At 62.6% G+C, this 16,638-nt stretch carries 15 protein-coding genes; all 15 read right to left on the bottom strand.

Features of this window, described 5'->3' with window-relative positions:
• Window positions 1-110: 110 nt before the first annotated feature.
• The 15 genes from EYW45_RS16730 to EYW45_RS16660 all read right to left on the bottom strand — a co-directional run bounded on the left by EYW45_RS16730 (window position 111) and on the right by EYW45_RS16660 (window position 16,566).
• Complete coding sequence (locus EYW45_RS16730; RefSeq protein ID WP_161137073.1) at window positions 111-1,103, bottom strand: ABC transporter ATP-binding protein; 993 nt, start codon at window positions 1,101-1,103, stop codon at window positions 111-113.
• A 113-nt stretch (window positions 1,104-1,216) separates the two neighbouring features.
• Complete coding sequence (locus tag EYW45_RS16725) at window positions 1,217-2,191, bottom strand: ABC transporter ATP-binding protein (RefSeq protein WP_161137072.1); 975 nt, start codon at window positions 2,189-2,191, stop codon at window positions 1,217-1,219.
• Between the two features lie 5 nt (window positions 2,192-2,196).
• Window positions 2,197-3,111, bottom strand: coding sequence for an ABC transporter permease (locus tag EYW45_RS16720; protein WP_161136569.1), 915 nt, complete (start codon window positions 3,109-3,111; stop codon window positions 2,197-2,199).
• Window positions 3,111-4,100 (bottom strand): ABC transporter permease, encoded by a 990-nt coding sequence (locus tag EYW45_RS16715; protein ID WP_161136568.1) that lies wholly within the window; start codon window positions 4,098-4,100, stop codon window positions 3,111-3,113. The genes EYW45_RS16720 and EYW45_RS16715 overlap by 1 nt, the downstream gene beginning before the upstream one ends.
• Before the next feature lies 1 nt (window position 4,101).
• On the bottom strand, window positions 4,102-5,679 hold the full coding sequence (locus EYW45_RS16710) for an ABC transporter substrate-binding protein (protein WP_161136567.1): 1,578 nt from the start codon (window positions 5,677-5,679) through the stop codon (window positions 4,102-4,104).
• 230 nt (window positions 5,680-5,909) lie between these two features.
• Window positions 5,910-6,188: a hypothetical protein gene (locus EYW45_RS16705; protein ID WP_161136566.1), complete on the bottom strand. Its 279-nt coding sequence runs from the start codon at window positions 6,186-6,188 to the stop codon at window positions 5,910-5,912.
• A 239-nt stretch (window positions 6,189-6,427) separates the two neighbouring features.
• The gene (locus EYW45_RS16700; RefSeq protein WP_161136565.1) at window positions 6,428-7,060 is read right to left on the bottom strand and encodes a TetR/AcrR family transcriptional regulator; all 633 of its coding nucleotides are present in this window, start codon (window positions 7,058-7,060) and stop codon (window positions 6,428-6,430) included.
• Between the two features lie 138 nt (window positions 7,061-7,198).
• On the bottom strand, window positions 7,199-8,800 hold the full coding sequence (locus EYW45_RS16695) for a TerC family protein (RefSeq protein ID WP_161137071.1): 1,602 nt from the start codon (window positions 8,798-8,800) through the stop codon (window positions 7,199-7,201).
• Window positions 8,801-8,857: 57 nt separating this feature from the next.
• On the bottom strand, window positions 8,858-9,640 hold the full coding sequence (locus EYW45_RS16690) for an anti-sigma factor family protein (protein WP_202444763.1): 783 nt from the start codon (window positions 9,638-9,640) through the stop codon (window positions 8,858-8,860).
• A complete protein-coding gene (locus EYW45_RS16685) occupies window positions 9,627-10,190 on the bottom strand; it encodes a sigma-70 family RNA polymerase sigma factor (RefSeq protein WP_161136564.1) in 564 nt (187 codons plus the stop codon). The genes EYW45_RS16690 and EYW45_RS16685 overlap by 14 nt, the downstream gene beginning before the upstream one ends.
• A gap of 249 nt (window positions 10,191-10,439) precedes the next feature.
• Window positions 10,440-10,709: a hypothetical protein gene (locus EYW45_RS16680; RefSeq protein WP_161136563.1), complete on the bottom strand. Its 270-nt coding sequence runs from the start codon at window positions 10,707-10,709 to the stop codon at window positions 10,440-10,442.
• 82 nt (window positions 10,710-10,791) lie between these two features.
• Window positions 10,792-11,508 (bottom strand): DUF2076 domain-containing protein, encoded by a 717-nt coding sequence (locus tag EYW45_RS16675; RefSeq protein WP_161136562.1) that lies wholly within the window; start codon window positions 11,506-11,508, stop codon window positions 10,792-10,794.
• Between the two features lie 266 nt (window positions 11,509-11,774).
• Entirely contained in the window at window positions 11,775-12,518 is a 744-nt protein-coding gene (locus tag EYW45_RS16670) for an SDR family NAD(P)-dependent oxidoreductase (RefSeq protein ID WP_161136561.1), read from the bottom strand.
• Between the two features lie 178 nt (window positions 12,519-12,696).
• Entirely contained in the window at window positions 12,697-15,315 is a 2,619-nt protein-coding gene (gene mdeB / locus EYW45_RS16665) for an alpha-ketoglutarate dehydrogenase (RefSeq protein ID WP_161136560.1), read from the bottom strand.
• A gap of 99 nt (window positions 15,316-15,414) precedes the next feature.
• A complete protein-coding gene (locus EYW45_RS16660) occupies window positions 15,415-16,566 on the bottom strand; it encodes a glycerate kinase (protein ID WP_161136559.1) in 1,152 nt (383 codons plus the stop codon).
• Between the last annotated feature and the right edge of the window lie 72 nt (window positions 16,567-16,638).

Genomic DNA, 16,638 nt, shown 5'->3' with positions numbered 1-16,638 from the left:
CCGCCCGAAGCACGATTCTTACCCGCTGCAGCACGTCAGTCTTCACCCCAAAACGTCGCACCCACGCGACGTTTTGGAGATTCGAGTCGGGGATACGCCCATTTGCGCGGCTAGGCGATCCGCCCTTCCTCGATGGCGTGGCAGGTCACCACGCTCAAGCCCGCCGCCAACGCCTTCGGCTCTTCGGTTTTGCAGCGTGCGTTGGCATGCGGGCAACGCGGATGAAACGTGCAACCGGAGGGCGGATTGAGTGGATTGGGTACCTCACCGGCCACGCGCGTGCGCGCCTTGCCATTGCCATGCATGTCCGGAATCGCTTCCAGCAGCATACGGGTGTAAGGATGACGCGGTTGCGCGAACAAGGCATCGCGCGGCGCCACTTCAACGATGCGCCCCAGATACATCACCCCTACGCGATCGGCCACGTGATGCACCACCGCCAGGTTGTGCGAGATGAAAAGATACGTGAGTCCCAGCCGGCGCTGCAGATCCTTCATCAGATTGAGCACCTGCGCCTGGACCGAGACATCCAGCGCCGACGTGGGTTCATCGCACACCAGCAACTCGGGCTGCACGGCCAGCGCCCGCGCGATGGAAATGCGTTGCCGTTGTCCACCCGAAAATTGATGCGGGAAACGCTGCTGGTCCGCCGGGTCCAGACCCACTTGCGTCAGCAACTCGGAAACCCGGTCGATGCGCTCGCGCGGCGTCATCTGCGTATGCGTTTTGAGCGGCTCGGCAATGATGCGCCCTACCCGCCAACGCGGATTCAAACTTGCGTAGGGATCCTGGAAAATCATCTGCAGGCGGCTGCGCATGGCTTTGCCGCCCGGCTGCGCCATACGATCCAGCGGCTGACCTTCAAACAGGATGCGGCCGCGGGTCAGCCCATAGAGGCCAACCAGCATCCGCGCCACGGTTGATTTTCCGCAGCCGGATTCGCCCACCAACGCAAAGGTCTCACCGCGTCCGATATCGAAGGTCACACCGTCCACTGCGCGCAAGTCGACACGCGGCTTGCGGCTGATCATGCGTTCGAGCCAAGGGGGTGAGACGTCGAACCAGCGTGCAGCATCCTCGACGCGCACGAGCGGATCGGCCACCCGTGCCGTGTGCATGGGGGTCACGCCCGAGGGCGCGTCCGTGGATAGCGGTGCGCGCGTCACGGGCGTTTGGGACGGCGTCTCGGCGCCGGATGCGGCGTACATGGGCATCGTCATGCGGCCTCCGCTTTATCGTGTAGCCAGCACGCGGCGCGCGTGGCACCGGCCGGCATGAGTTCGGGCCGCGCTTGCGTACATCGGGGCATACGGTGCACACAGCGAGGATTGAAGGCACAGCCAGGCGGAATCGCGGTAAGTCGCGGCATGCTGCCGTCGATCTGCACCAGCCTGTCCACGTGGCCATCCAGCGTCGGAATCGATCCCATCAGCCCCGCCGTGTAGGGATGGCTGGGTTGATGAATGACTTCCGAGACCGGCCCCACCTCGACCACGCGCCCGGCATACATCACTGCAACGCGGTCGGCGGTTTCGGCGATCACGCCCATGTCGTGCGTGATCAGCATGACGGCTGCGCCGTGCTCGCGGCAGAGCTTTTTGAGCAGCTCGATGATCTGCGCCTGGATCGACACATCCAATGCCGTCGTCGGCTCATCGGCCACCACCAATTTGGGCTCTGCGGCGAGCGCCAGGGCGATCACCACGCGTTGCCGCATGCCGCCCGAGAACTGATGCGGATAGTGGTCGATGCGCTCGCGTGCGGCGGGAATGCCCGTCGACGCCAACAGATCGATCGCGCGCTGGCGGGCTTGCGTCCACGTCATCGGCAAGTGTGTGACGATCGTTTCGGCCAACTGGCGGCCCACGGTATAGAGCGGGTTGAGCGAAGTGAGCGGATCCTGAAACACCGCGCCGATCTCCCGGCCGCGGATGCGGCGCATGGCCTCATCGGGCAGGTTATCGATGCGGCGGCCCTCGAGCAGAATCTCGCCGCTGGCGATGCGCCCGGGTGGCTCGAGCAGGCCGATGATCGAGGCACCGGTAAGCGATTTGCCGGCCCCCGATTCCCCCACCACGCCCAGCACTTCGCCGGCGGAGATGGAAAACGACACGTCGTTCAGTGCCCTGAGTGTGCCGCGGCGCGAAGGAAACTCCACGCAAAGATTGCGGACTTCGAGAAGTTGAGCCATAGACATCAGGAAAGCCTGGGGTTGAGCGCGTCGCGCAGCCAGTCGCCCAGCAGGTTTACCGACAGCACCAGCAGCACCAGCGCCAGTCCAGGGAAAATGGTGATCCACCATTCGCCGGAGAACAGAAAGTCGTTGCCGATACGAATCAGCGTGCCCAATGAAGGCGACGTGGACGGCACACCCACTCCCAGAAATGACAAGGTAGCCTCGGTAATGATGGCGGTGGCCAGATGCACAGTGGCCAGCACCAACACGGGTCCGGTCACGTTGGGCAGCACGTGCTGGAACATGATCACCGGCGACGATACGCCGATCACCCGCGCAGCCTGCACGTACTCACGCCCTTTTTCGACCAGCGTCGAACCGCGCACGGTGCGTGCATATTGCGGCCAGCCGGCCAGCGAAATCGCGCCGATCAATACCGGAAACGCGATGTTCTCGTGCATTTCACGCGGAAATGCCGCACGCGCTACACCGTCGATCAGAAGCGCAATGAGGATCGCAGGAAACGACAACTGCACATCGGCGATCCGCATGATGAATGCATCGGTGCGTCCGCCGGCGTAGCCGGCCAGCAGTCCCAGGGCGATGCCCACCACCATCGAGATCACGACCGCAGCCAGACCGATCAACAACGACACACGGGAGCCGTAGAAAATGGCCGACAACAGATCGCGCCCCTGGCTATCCGTGCCCAGCGGGTAATTGGCGCTTCCCCCTTCGGACCAGGCCGGCGGCAAAAGCGCGTCGAGCAGCTCCACCGTGGTGAGGTCGAACGGGTTGTGCGGCGCCACCCAGCCGGCGCCGAACGAACAGACCAGAAACAGCAGCAGCATCAGGCTGGCGATGACCGCCACCGGCGAATGCCGCCATGCCCAGGCGAGATCGCTATCCCACCATCGTTTCAACGTTGCACTCATCAATGACCTCCCGTACCGCGCGAAACACTCATGCGAAGACGAGGATCGACTACGAAATACAACAAATCGACGATCAGATTGATCACCACGAACACCAATGCGATCAGGCAGAGATACGCCGCCATGACCGGGATATCGGCGAATTGCACCGCCTGGATGAACAGCAGTCCCATGCCCGGCCACTGGAACACCGTCTCGGTGACGATGGCGAAGGCAATGATGCCGCCCAACTGCAAGCCCGTAATCGTGATGACGGGCACCAGCGTGTTCTTCAAGGCGTGGCCGAAATGGATCGCGCGGCGCTTGAGCCCACGTGCGCGGGCAAACTTGATGTACTCGGAGCGCAGCACCTCAAGCATCTCCGAGCGCACCAGTCGCAGCACCAACGTCAGTTGGAACAACGACAGCGTGATCGCCGGCAGGATCAGGTGGGTCCACCCGCTCTTGGTGAGCAACCCCGTGCTCCACCAGCCGATCGCAACCGTTTCGCCTCGGCCATAACTCGGCAGCCAGCCCAATCCCACCGAAAAGATCAGGATCAGCAAGATGCCGATAAGGAACGTGGGTAACGAAACGCCCAGCAAGGAAACGGCCAGCACGAGTTGCGACAGCGCTCCGTGCCGCTTGAGCGCGGTATAGACGCCCAGGGGCACGCCGAGCACCAACGCGATCAGCGCTGCGGCGAAGGACAACTCGAGCGTGGCGGGTAGCCGCGACTTGAGCATGTCCGACACCTTCTCGCTCTGGCGCAACGACATACCGAAGTCGCCCTGCAGCGCGTTACCGACGAACTTCGCGAACTGCACGGGCGCAGAGGCATTGAGCCCCAATCGCTCGCGCAGCTCGGCCCGCTCGGCAGCGGTGCCGTCCTGGCCAAGCATGGTGGAGACGGGATCCCCGACGTACTGGAACAATACAAAGGCAAGCAAGGCGACCGTCAACATCACGGCCGCTGCCTGCATCAAACGACGCAGAATGAAGGCAAACACGTCAGTCGATCTTCACCCATTCCGCGACCAGACGGTTGTCGGCGCGGTGAACCACTTCCACATTGGGCCGCATGGCCCAGGGAATCACCTGGTCGTGCAGCGGGATGTGGCCGAACTCCTTGGCGTGGATCTCGAGCACTTTGTGGATGGCCGCATCGCGCTTGGGCACGTCGGTCTCCGTTTTGATGCTGTCGATCAACGCATCGACTTCCTTGTTCTGGTAGTTACCCAGGTTATAGGAGCCATCGGCGCCCTCACCCTTGCTGCGAATCAAACTTTGCAGCGAGTACATGGCATCGAACGTGGGCACGCCCCAGCCGAACAGGAAGGCGCTCGTGTCGCCGGATTGTGTTTTGGGGAAGTACGTTGCGCGCGGCATCGCGTTGAGTGCGGCCTTCACGCCGACCTTGGCCCACATGCCCACCACAGCTTGGCAGATGGCTTCGTCATTGATGTAGCGATTGTTCGGGCAGTCCAATGTGAACTGCAGCGTGCCGTCGTAGCCGGCCTGCTTCAGCAATTCGCGCGAACGCTCGGGGTTGTAGGCCACACGCTTATGCAGCGCCTCTGTCCACCCATGCACCTGCGGCGCGATCATCGTGCCGGTGGGTGCGGACAAGCCACGCATCACGGCGCGCTTGATCGCGTCGGTGTCGATGGCCAGATAAAGGGCTTCACGCACCTTGACGTCGGCGAACGGGTTCTTGCCCTTGATGGACGAGTACAGCAGTTCCGGGCGCTTTTGATCCAGCCCAATATAGATCGTGCGCGTTTCGTTGCCTTCCACCACCTTGGCCTGCTTGCGCAGGCGGTCCAGATCCTGGGCGGCCGGGTCGAGCACGAAGTCGATCTCACCCGACAGCAGCGCGGCGGTGCGCGTGGCGTTTTGCTTGATCGGGGTATACGTCATCTCGGTGACATTGCCGGTTTTCTCGGCCTTGTTCCACCAGTCGGCGTTCTCGACGAATACCGTGCGCACGTCGATTTCACGCGACTTCAGTTTGAAGGGTCCGGTGCCATTCGTATTGCGGGCAGCGAACGTCTCTTCTTTATTGACGAAGTCCTGCGGCTTGGTCACGTTGTTCTTTTCGGACCAAGCTTTGTTCATGATGAACACGAGCGGCAACTGGTTCAGCAACACCGGATTGGGCGCCGTCAATTCGATATCGATCGTGAAATCGTCGACGCGGCGAACTTCCTTGATGCCGGTCGTGTAGGCCTTGTAGTTCGATGTGGGCGCCATCGCGCGCTGCACCGAGAACACGGCATCGTCTGCGGTGAATGCGGCGCCGTCATGGAACTTCACTCCCTGGCGGAGCTTGAAACGCCATTGCGTGGGTGAGGTTTGCTCCCAGGATGTGGCCAGACGCGGCACGACCTTGAAGTTGCGATCGTAGGTGACCAACGGCTCATACACATAGCTGTTGGCCGCGATCGTCAGGCCTTCGTTTTGCGAATGCGGATCGAACGTCAGGATGTCGCCCTGGCTGGCCCATTTGAAGGGTTTGGCGTGAGCCATTGCGGGGATGGCGAGCGCCGTCGCGAGTGCGAGGCCCAGTACGGTATGGCGAAGTGACATGGCAGTCTCCTGACAGCTTGCTTAAACAGAGGCCGGATAATGCCGGAGCGCCACAAAGGCGGTCAATTAACGTAAACCCCGCTACGGTTCGAGGCAAAAACGTCAGTAACGCGTCAGCAAAACGTGAGAAAGCCGACCATCGGTCGGCTTTTTACGATAACTGAACGGTTATGGACGACGGGTGCGGATACGATCCTCAGTCGTGCGCCGGTCGTTTGACTGCCTTGCGTTCAACGCGCGGCGCCTGCCCGATTGTCGCGTGTATTGGACGGATGACTGCCCATGTGATGTTTGGCGACTTGCGACCGGCGATCGCGATGCGCGGGATGCTGCGGGTGAAGGCGTTCCTGCGCAGCGGCCAACAAGCTCTGCGCGTGACGAAGCTCATAGGCAGCCTGCGCATAAACGGCGTAATCACGCGAAGCAAGCGATCGAGACGCATAGGGCTCGACGGATCGAAAGCGTTCCAGCGCGGTGTGCAAATGGGCGATGGCGTCGTCCAAATTCATAACACTTCCCAGTTGACGTCCTACTTGATAGGACGGTGCTTCGCACGGCGCGTGCCAGTGTCGACGCCGCGCGTTAGCCGGGCATAGACCGAGGTGTAGTTATTTGTAGGCTAGCGCCGCACTAGGATCGGTCAGACTCAAGACCAACTGCGGTTAGGGAAATTACTACTAGGCAGTAGCAATTGTCAAAGAAAAAAAGCCGTACTAGTACACTTTTTAAGTATTTCGTAAGATTTTGATTAATTTGACTGGCTGCGCGTTCCCGCGCGCATGCCGTCCAAAATGAGCGTGCTGATGAATTCAACCAATTGCTCATCGTGCGGCGCTGGTGGACGATAGCGTGAAAATCGCTCCATCATGCCCATGAATGCCTGGGCGAACAGCTCCGGGGTGATCTCGGCCCGGAAGAATCCGGTTGCCTGCTCGGCACGCAGGTTGTGCGTGATTTGTGCACAGAGTGCCGTCTTGAGATCTTCGGCCGCGGCGGACTGCGTGAATCCGATTTGCGTCAGATCGGGGTCTGCCCACAGGATCGTCAACAACTTGTGGATGGTCAGCCTGACGCGGGCGTCGACCGCCGTCGGTGGAACGTCGGCACCGATCAGCGCCTCGCCCACCGCATCCTGAAGCCTGCGGCCAAACAGCGTGACCAATTCGTCATACGCCGCTTGTTTGCTGAAGAAATAGAGGTAAAAGACAGGCTGGCTGACGCCGGCACGCGCCACAATGTCGCTGATGCGCGTGGCAACGAAGCCGTTCTTGGCGAACTCCACGCTGCATGCGGCCAATAAGCGGCCCCGCGTTCGTTCTCCTTTGGTGGAGACGTCCGATTTTTTGCGCAATGGCGTTGCAGCAGAACGGGCGGGGCTCATACTGCCGAAAGTAGTCTTCCCCGTTAAAAATGTAAAGAAGACGGGAAGCGTCGGGGCGTCACGCGATGACGGGCGCGATTGCGCCCAGGACAGTTCCGGAGATTGCCCGCTACTTCAGCACCCTTCCCCGCCTTTCTCTCAGGCTTGCACGTCGCCGGCCGAGGTTGCCGGTACAAGAACGAAGTCCGGTGCCATGGCCCTGACTTGATCCACGCGCTGGCGGTCGCGCCGCGTGATCTCGAAGCGCCAACCGTTCCATGTCACGATCTCGCCAACGTCAGGAATCCGTCCCGCAATCCGCAGCAGGTAACCGGCCAATGTGGCATCGGGATGCGGCCGGGCCAACTCGGGCTCATTGAGTTCACGTCGCGCCTCATCGATCGATAGTCGGCCGTCCAGGAGCCAGGATCCGTCCACCATGCGCGTGGCCTGCACGCGATACTCAGTATCGTGCTCCGGCAGGTCGCCGCCCACCGCAGTAAGCACATCCATCGGTGTGACCAGACCTTCGCACTGCCCGTGCTCATCCACCACGATGAGCATGTGGTCACGCGACACGCGGATCTGTTCAAGCAGCTTGAGCACCGGCGTGGTTTCGGTAACGAAGCGCGGTTGGCGCGCGATCGCCACCAGATCGACCGGTCCCGGTTGCTGCAGCGCGATCAACGCATCCTTGAAATGCACCACGCCGACCACATTGCCCGGCTCGCCCTCGCACAGCGGCAAGCGGGAGTGACCCAGTGCGAATTTGCGAAGGACGTCCTCATGCGTATCGGCCACGTCCAGCCAGGTCATCCGCCCGCGCGGCACCATGATGGCGCGCACATCGCGGGTGCCGATGGCAAGCACGCGCTCGATCATCGTGCTCTCTTCCGGTGCGAAGGCCGCCTCATCGCCTGGATCGCCCACCAGCGCGATCATGTCATCCGCATTGGTGTCGGGTTGCTTGTCACGCCCTGCGGCCAGCAGACGCAATACCGCCTGGGCGGTGCGGTCGCGCCGCCCAGCGGCGCTCGCCGTCCGAATCCGATTGCGGCGCGCCAATTGATTGCATGCCTCAATCAGGATGGCGAAGCCAATGGCGGCATACAGATAGCCCTTGGGAATATGGAAATCCAGACCTTCGGCCACCAGACTGAAGCCGATCATCAACAGCAGTCCCAGGCACAGGATCACCACCGTCGGATGACGGCTCACAAATGCCATCAGGGGGCGGCTGGCCACCATCATCAGTGCCATCGCAAAGATCACGGCGGTCATCATGATGCTGATTTCCTCGACCATTCCCACCGCAGTAATGACCGAGTCGAGCGAGAACACGGCATCGAGCACCACGATCTGCGCGATCACGTGCCAGAACACCGCGTGCTGGGTGCGCTTGGTGCCCACATGGTCCGCCGCGCCTTCGAGACGCTCGTGCAGTTCCATCGTTCCCTTGAACAATAGAAACAGGCCACCGAAGATCAGGATGAGATCCCGACCGGAAAAGTCCATGCCGAATAGCGTGAAGAGCGGCGCAGTGAGCGTGACCACCCACGCGATGCTGGCCAGCAATCCCAGGCGCATGATCAACGCCAGCGAGAGGCCGATCATACGGGCGCGATTGCGTTGATGCTCCGGCAATTTATCCGCGAGAATGGCGATAAATACCAAGTTGTCGATACCCAGCACCACTTCAAGCACGATCAACGTCGCCAGGCCCAGCCAGGCGGTCGGATCGGCCATCCAGTCGAAAAACATCATCTTCCTTGGAAGTAAAAAAAACGGGCGCGCGCAGCCCTGTCGCTTGCTGGCGGCTTAGAGCGGCGCGCGCGGTGCGGCAGCCAACAGGCCGGCCACACGCATGAGATCGGTATCGGAAAGCGCGCCGGTCACGGCATACGCCCACTCGCCTTGTTGCCAATGGACGATGGTTTCATCGTCCTTGCGTGATGTCGTCAGCCCTTGGGCGATGGCGGGAGACGCGCCACGCGCCGCAAATACGGACACCGCGCCAAACGCATCGGCGTCCACGACGGTTTCGACGCCCGGCCCGCCGCGCGACGGAAACACCTGTACGTCGCGAATGCGCCACTGCTCGGGCAAGGCCGGCATCGGTATGCCGGTCAGGCGCAGGATTTCATCGGCGTCGAGATACGGCACTTCGGGTTGAGATTGCATGCCGGCACGCAAGAGCGACGTGCGGTGCGCCATCACGGCGTCGTCGACAAAAGCCGGTGACGCCTGTGCGACGCCATCCGTATTGAACGAGATCGCGGAGAATCCGACGTGGCCGGCCCACCCCACGCCAAACAGCGCCGCCGCAGCCGCCGTGCGCCGCAATCGCGCCAGCCACTGACGGCGCCCGAGCGCGCGCGAGAGACGCAGCGCCAGCGCATGCGTCTGGGCATCGTCGGCGGTCGTGCGTTCGCTCACGCTCAACCGCAGGGCGTCGCGAATGCGCAGATCGGCCATCACCCGCATCGCTTCACGCGAATGCTGCGACAGGTAGGCTTCGACATCGATGCGGCGTCGCGCGTCCAATTGATCGTCGACATATGCATCGAGGTCAATGTCGGATATCGGGTTATCGGTCTGCATCCAAGCCTCCCACGACTTTGAGGTGAACGGCGCGCGACGACCTGGCCGAGTCCGCGCCTGGTGCGCCATCTTCGAAGGCGCGCAATGCGGCACGCGCGCGCCCCAGACGCGACATCAGCGTACCGATGGGTACCGCCAACGTGCTGGCTGCGTCTTGATAGGACAAGCCTTCGATCGTGACCAGATGCAGCGCGGCGCGCTGGTCTTCCGGCAAGGCATCGAACGCGCGCTCGAGCTGGCGGAGTCGCACGACGGGGTCGTGCGCCGGATGTGTCGTGACTGCCGAGGTATGTTCGTCGAAGGCATCGGTGAGCGCGCCACTGGCGTTGTGCGCCCGCCGGTCGCTCACGAAGGTATTGTGCAAGATGGAGAAGAGCCAGCCGCGCAAGCTGGCACCGTCTTTCAGCGCGTGCCGCTTCTCAAAAGCGCGCGTGAGCGACTCCTGAACCAGGTCCTCTGCGTCGTGCACGTTGCGGGTGAGCGAACGCGCGTAACGGCGAAGCGCGCCAAGCTGGGCAACAACGTCAAAAGACGGCGAGTCGGAGGTCATAGTGGGATAGACGCCGGTCGCTGATAGTTAATCCCGCGCGTTACATCATTTACATGCTCCCCAAACATCGAGCGGTGACGAGGTGCCTCATACGCTCACGCATGCCATGGAAGAACCTGCCGCGGAATACAAAAGGCCGGTCACATCGTGGCCGGCCTCGTACGGCGCCATTAACTCATCACGGCGACGTTCTGTGCGTTGCCGATGCCCGCGTGCTGGCAGCGGCGACACACGCGCATCGCGCAATGCTTATTCTTTCTTGTTGCGTGCCTCATCGGCTTCGATCGTACGCTGCAGCGCCTCGTTTGATCCGGCGCCAGGCACAACGATGTCGGCAATCGCTTCACCGATGCCTTTCAAAATGCCCAGATGTTCATCGCCTTCCTGCGTGACCATGTAGTTGCCGTCACGGTGTTCGATCAGGCCGCGCTGATGCAGCGTGTCGCGGTGCGCATCATCCACCGGGGCTTCGCCTGACTTGATCCGGCGCAAGGCTTCGAGTTCGTTTGAATTCAGCATGTTTCTACTCCTTTTGAAAATCTGGCCGTAGAAAAGCAAGAAGCGCGCCCGATCGTCATGATCGAGCACGCTTTCGCATCGCTTAAATGTCGTCGAACCCGCCGTCGAATCCGCCGCCATCGTCGAAGCCGGGATCGTCGTACGACACCTGATCGGCGCCAGCATCCTGCCCGGCATCGGATGCCGCGGCATCGCCGCCGTCACCCGCGGCATCAGCCGGGGGCTCGGCCGCGTTGGCATGATTACCGCCGAGCATATTGCCCAGCAAACTACCGAGCATCATGCCCCCGGCCACGCCCATGGCCGTCTGCATGGCACCCGCCAGGAACCCGCCGCCGCCTGCGCCGCGGCCGAAGCCCGCACCGCTCAGCCCGCCTGCACCGGGTGCAGCGCCAGCGTTGGGGGCCGCACCGGTCGCCGCACCCGGCACCGCGCCCGCATTGGGCACACCACTTGGCACGCCACCCCGAACACCGACGGCAGCCGGTGCGGCGCCGCCCGGCACCGGGGCCGCGTCACGCTCAGGTGCACGTCCAAAGGAATAGCCCAGGTCCGCGTCGGCCGCAGCCGCTTTCGGTGCCGACTGTTGCTCCAGCTGATTGATCTTGTCTTGCGCCGCCTTCAGCGCCTGCTCCTGCACCACGACGGTTTGCGCGAGGTAGTATGCGGCGCCCGGTTGTTCGTTGACGCGCGAGGTAATGAATTTGTCGGCCTCGGCATCGCGCGGCACGCCCTGGCGTTCGAGTTCGCTCAACCGTCCAAATACACCGTCGATTGCAGCGCGGTCTTGTTGATTCATGATGACGTGCTCCCGTTAAAACGTAGGTACTTCGCTGGATCGCAAATCGTTTGATTGCGAATCGCGTACTCGGTTCCGGCGGCAGTGGCCGGCAACATGCGCCAAGGCGTAAAAAAACGAACGCTCAATGCTGGAAACCTGTGCCGGGGTGTGATGCCGCCGGTCGTCTCGCGCCATTCGGCGGACGCGTCGACGATATGTCGCCTCCGCAGGACGACACGTCACCCATAACTTGGGATCATCGCGCCAAACGCAAGCCCCATCGTTCAAACGTGCTGGCCGCCGTTGACATGGATCTCCGACCCATTGACGTACGACGCGCCGCTCGTGCACAGGAAATACACGAGGGAGGCGACCTCTTCGGGTTTGCCGAGGCGATGCATCGGAATGCTGTTTTCAACGATGGCCTCGGTACCCGCCGACAAAATCGCGGTGTCGATCTCACCCGGCGCGATGGCGTTGACGCGCACACCGTGCGGGCCGAAATCGTAAGCCATCTCACGAGTGAGCGCCGACAATGCCGCTTTCGAGGTTGCGTAGGCAACCCCTGCGAACGGATGGACTTTGCTGCCGGCGATCGACGTCACATTGATCACGCATCCCTGCGCCGCCTTGAGTTCGGCAAACAGGCCGCGGGCCAGCAACGCACTGGAAAACAGATTGACGTTGAACACTTTGAGCCACGTCGTGTAATCGGTTTCCAGCACCCCGAGGCGCGCGCCATCGGCGCCCTTCGGAGACATCCCGGCATTGTCGACCAACGCATGCAGCTTGCCGTCGCCGAGTTTCTGCTTGATCAGCGCCACGCTGTTTTCTACACCCGCAATGTCTTCGAGGTCGAGATGGATGTGATTGCTTTCGCCTTCGGACCACGGGCAGGCATCGGGCGCCCAGTTCTGACGCGAGGCCGTGAACACACGCCATCCGGCCGCCTGGAAATGCTTGACCGTGGCGTGTCCGATTCCCCGGCTCGCGCCGGTGAGCAGTAGGGTTTTGGTTTCTTGAGTCATGACGAATCTGGCGGCCCGCCCGAAGAGGCGCAGCATCGAGAGCCATCATACATGGCGCATCCGCCCCAATCCGCCGAATGCGGGATGACCCTCACGCGTCGCCAAGAGCGTGCAATTGCCGCGATGCGCGCGCAACCCTCTGCCGAGGCGGCAGATGATCCGCATCGGGCATCGCGGACTAGCCCTGCGGATGTTCCAGCAACGCTTTTGCTGCCTTCACTACAGCGGCCGCGTCCACGCCGAAGAACTCACGCAAAGCCGCACGGGTATCGCTACGGCCAAACCCATCGGTGCCCAGCGACACGAACGGGCGGCCGCCTGGGATGAACGCACGCACACTCTCGGGGACGGCACGCACATAGTCGCTGGCCGCCACAATAGGCCCCTCGCTTTGTGCAAGCAGCCGCCGCAGATATGGGATGGGCGCTGTGGCGGGGTCTTGCAGCCATTGCTCCTGACTGCGTGCGCCGTCGCGCGCGAGCTCGCTCCAACTGGTCACGCTGTAGACAAACGCTTCAATGCCTTGATCGGCCAAGGTCTCGGCGGCGGCTGCCATCACGTTCAGAATGGCGCCCGACCCCATCAAGGTCACACTGCGGCCCGGCGTGGCGCCTGCTTCCGGCACCCGATGCGACAGCAGATAGCCTCCCTGCAGGATCGCGGCTTCGGAACCTGCGATCAACGAGGGTTGCGCGTAGTTCTCGTTCATCAGCGTGATGTAGTAGAAAACGTCCTGTTGCTCGACGACCATGTCACGCATGCCCCGATCGACGATCACCGCCAGCTCTGCCGCATAGCACGGGTCGTAGGCCTTGCAGTTCGGGATCGTGGCCGCCGTGAGATGGCTGACGCCATCCTGATGCTGCAACCCTTCGCCACCCAAAGTGGTGCGGCCCGACGTCGCGCCGATGAGAAAGCCGCGCGGGCGCTGATCGGCGGCCGCCCAGATCTGGTCGCCCACCCGCTGAAACCCGAACATCGAGTAGTAGATATAGAACGGCAGCATGGCCAGGCCGTGCACGCTGTAGCTCGTCGCGGCTGCCGTCCAACTGGCGATCGCGCCGGCTTCGGTGATGCCCTCTTCCAGGATCTGTCCATCGCGCGCTTCGCGGTAGCTCAGAATCGATCCGATGTCCTCCGGCGCGTAACGTTGTCCAACGCTCGAATAAATGCCGAACTGCTTGAACAGATTGGCCATGCCGAACGTACGCGCTTCGTCAGCCACGATCGGCACAACCCGAGGCCCGAGCTCGGGATCCTTCATCAACGCACCCAGTATGCGAACGAACGCCATGGTCGTGCTCATCTCCTTGGCGTCGGCCGTCAAGGCAAAGCGGGCGTAGTCGCCGATATCCGGTGCATTCAAGATGTCGGCCGTCGTTTGGCGAGCCGGCAGAAAACCGCCCAGAGCCGCGCGGCGCGCATGCATGTAGCGCATCACCGGGCTGTCGTCGGCAGGTTTGTGAAACGCCAACGACTCGGCTTGCGCGTTGGTCAGCGGCAGGTTGAAGCGGTCGCGAAACGCCAGCAATGCCTGGGCATCGAGTTTCTTCTGCGAATGCGTGGTCATGCGACCTTCGCCGGCCGCACCCATGCCGAACCCCTTCTTCGTATGCGCCAGGATCACGGTCGGTTGGCCCTCGCTGCGGGCAGCTTCGGCGTATGCCGCATGGATCTTCCTGAGGTCATGCCCGCCGCGGGTGAGGCCGTCGATCTGCGCATCCGACAAATGCTCGACCAGCGCCGCGAGCTCAGGGGTCTGGCCAAAGAAGTGTTCGCGGTTATACGCGCCATCCTTGGCGGAGAACGTTTGCATCTGCCCATCGACCATGGTCGAAAACGCGCGCGCCAGCGCACCGTGACGATCGCGGGCGAACAAGGCGTCCCAATCGCTGCCCCACAGCACTTTGATGACATTCCAGCCTGCGCCCAGAAACAACGTTTCGAGCTCTTCGATAATGCTGGCATTACCGCGTACCGGGCCGTCGAGGCGCTGCAGATTGCAATTCACCACCCAGACAAGATTGTCGAGACCCTCGCGCGCGGCCAGCGTCAACGCGGCCATGCTTTCAGGCTCATCCATCTCGCCATCGCCGAATACCCCCCACACCTTGCGGCCCTGGCAATCGAGCAGATTGCGATGGGTGAGATACCGCATGAAGCGCGCGTGATAGATCGAACTGATCGGGCCGATGCCCATGGACCCGGTCGGAAACTGCCAGAAATCGGGCATCAGATAGGGATGCGGATAACTGCACAGGCCACGGGCACCCGCGCGCTCGCCACTCAGCTCACGCCGGAAGTACGTCAGATCCTCTTCAGTCAGACGACCTTCAAGGAACGCCCGGGCATACACGCCAGGCGCACTGTGCGGCTGAAAGAAAACCAGATCGCCCTGCCCGCGGTCGTCACGTGCCCTGAAGAAATGATTGAACCCGACTTCGAAGAGATCGGCGGCGCTGGCATAACTGGCAATGTGGCCACCCAATTCGCCATAGGCCTTGTTTGCCCGCACCACCATCGCCAGGGCATTCCAACGGATGAGCGACCCCAGATCCTTTTCCAGATCGAGATCGCCCGGATAGGCGGGTTCATCCGTGGCATGGATCGAATTCACATAGGGGGTGTTCAGCGCTCGGCGCCAGCCCACGCGCAACTCATCGGCCAGGCGGGCCAGGTTGTCGAGCAGGTACTGCGCCCGATGCGCGCCGTGGGTTTGCACCACTGCCTGCAGCGCCTCGCGCCATTCCGCTGTCTCTTGCGGGTCAATGTCGGTCCGACTGGATGATTGCAACATCGTGGCCACTCATTTTTTTTTAGTAGGGATAAGACGCTTATATGTCTGCGATAAGCGTCTGGCAATAGCGCAAGCGTATGCGAATGTGCCGGGGCAGGATCACGCGCGGGCCGCGCCCGGGCGCCGGCCGGCCAACCACAGCCGCGACAGGTCACGGGCGCGCTCAGTCAATAGCGCGCTTGCCCCCTCGCACGCTTCCTTCAACGTCATGGGGCCGGACGCGAGGCTCACGGCCGCGGTGAGGCCTGCGGCATAAAGGGCGTCATAGCCCGGACCCAGGGAACCGGCAATCGCAACCACCGGCACGCCCGCCTGTTGCGCCACACGCGCCACGCCGGCAGGCGTTTTACCGCGCAGCGTCTGGGCATCCATGCGGCCTTCTCCGGTGAAGACGAGATCGGCGTCGGCCACGGTGGCAGCCAGCCCGGTCAGTTCCGCCACGACCTCGATGCCGGGCCGAAAGTGCGCCTGGGCAAATGCCTGAAGGGCGAAACCCGTTCCGCCGGCGGCGCCCGTGCCTGGTTCGCCGCTCACATCGCGCCCCAGCGTATCGGCACACACGGCAGCGAAATGCGCCAACGCCGCATCCAGCGCCAGCACGTCTCGCGGGCTTGCGCCTTTCTGCGGCCCGAAGATCGCCGAAGCGCCCGACTCACCGCATAGGGGGTTATCGACGTCGGTGGCGGCCTCCACCCGCACATTCTTGAGGCGCGGGTCGATACCTGAGGTGTCGATCGTTGCCAGGCTGGCAAGCGCGGCGCCGCCGGGGACGAGATCAACGCCTGCCGCATCCCGAAGGGTGACGCCCAGCGCTTGCAACATGCCGGCGCCGCCGTCGTTGGTTGCCGATCCCCCCAGGCCGATCACGATGCGTTGCGCGCCGGCGTCGAGCGCGGCCAGAATGGTTTGGCCCACGCCGAAGGTCGAGGCGCGACCGATATCCCGGTCTTCAGGCGCCACATGCTCCAGCCCAGCAGCCGCCGCCATTTCAATGAACGCCGTGCCATCGGGCAACCAGCCCCAGCGTGCGGCAATGGGTCGCCCCAGCGCGTCGGTGGTCTGGGTGGTGCGCCATTCGCCGCGGGTCGCCTCGAGCACAGCGTCCACGGTGCCCTCCCCGCCGTCGCCCATGGGCACGCAGACAATCTCCGCGTCCGGCAAGGCTTGGCGCACCCCACGCGCCATGGCTTGAGCTGCTTCCATCGCGCTCAGGCTCTCCTTGAATGAATCCGGTGCGATCACGATCTTCATGAATCTTGTCTCCTGCGGGGTAAATGTTATGTGTGACGGCCTGATGATGAATGCAACGTGCATGTCCGTTCG

Source organism: Schauerella aestuarii, from assembly GCF_009866805.1.
Lineage (GTDB): Bacteria > Pseudomonadota > Gammaproteobacteria > Burkholderiales > Burkholderiaceae_B > Schauerella > Schauerella aestuarii.
Note: the sequence above shows the minus strand (reverse complement) of the source record. Positions and strands in the feature narration are given on the sequence as shown.

Bases quoted from the DNA above. Each gene is read 5' to 3' on its own strand.
- EYW45_RS16725 (WP_161137072.1), bottom strand. From the start codon at position 2,191: ATGGCTCAACTTCTCGAAGTCCGCAATCTTTGCGTGGAGTTTCCTTCG.
- EYW45_RS16720 (WP_161136569.1), bottom strand. From the start codon at position 3,111: ATGAGTGCAACGTTGAAACGATGGTGGGATAGCGATCTCGCCTGGGCA.
- EYW45_RS16710 (WP_161136567.1), bottom strand. From the start codon at position 5,679: ATGTCACTTCGCCATACCGTACTGGGCCTCGCACTCGCGACGGCGCTC.
- EYW45_RS16705 (WP_161136566.1), bottom strand. From the start codon at position 6,188: ATGAATTTGGACGACGCCATCGCCCATTTGCACACCGCGCTGGAACGC.
- EYW45_RS16700 (WP_161136565.1), bottom strand. From the start codon at position 7,060: ATGAGCCCCGCCCGTTCTGCTGCAACGCCATTGCGCAAAAAATCGGAC.
- EYW45_RS16695 (WP_161137071.1), bottom strand. From the start codon at position 8,800: ATGTTTTTCGACTGGATGGCCGATCCGACCGCCTGGCTGGGCCTGGCG.
- EYW45_RS16690 (WP_202444763.1), bottom strand. From the start codon at position 9,640: ATGCAGACCGATAACCCGATATCCGACATTGACCTCGATGCATATGTC.
- EYW45_RS16685 (WP_161136564.1), bottom strand. From the start codon at position 10,190: ATGACCTCCGACTCGCCGTCTTTTGACGTTGTTGCCCAGCTTGGCGCG.
- EYW45_RS16680 (WP_161136563.1), bottom strand. From the start codon at position 10,709: ATGCTGAATTCAAACGAACTCGAAGCCTTGCGCCGGATCAAGTCAGGC.
- EYW45_RS16675 (WP_161136562.1), bottom strand. From the start codon at position 11,508: ATGAATCAACAAGACCGCGCTGCAATCGACGGTGTATTTGGACGGTTG.
- EYW45_RS16670 (WP_161136561.1), bottom strand. From the start codon at position 12,518: ATGACTCAAGAAACCAAAACCCTACTGCTCACCGGCGCGAGCCGGGGA.
- mdeB (WP_161136560.1), bottom strand. From the start codon at position 15,315: ATGTTGCAATCATCCAGTCGGACCGACATTGACCCGCAAGAGACAGCG.
- EYW45_RS16660 (WP_161136559.1), bottom strand. From the start codon at position 16,566: ATGAAGATCGTGATCGCACCGGATTCATTCAAGGAGAGCCTGAGCGCG.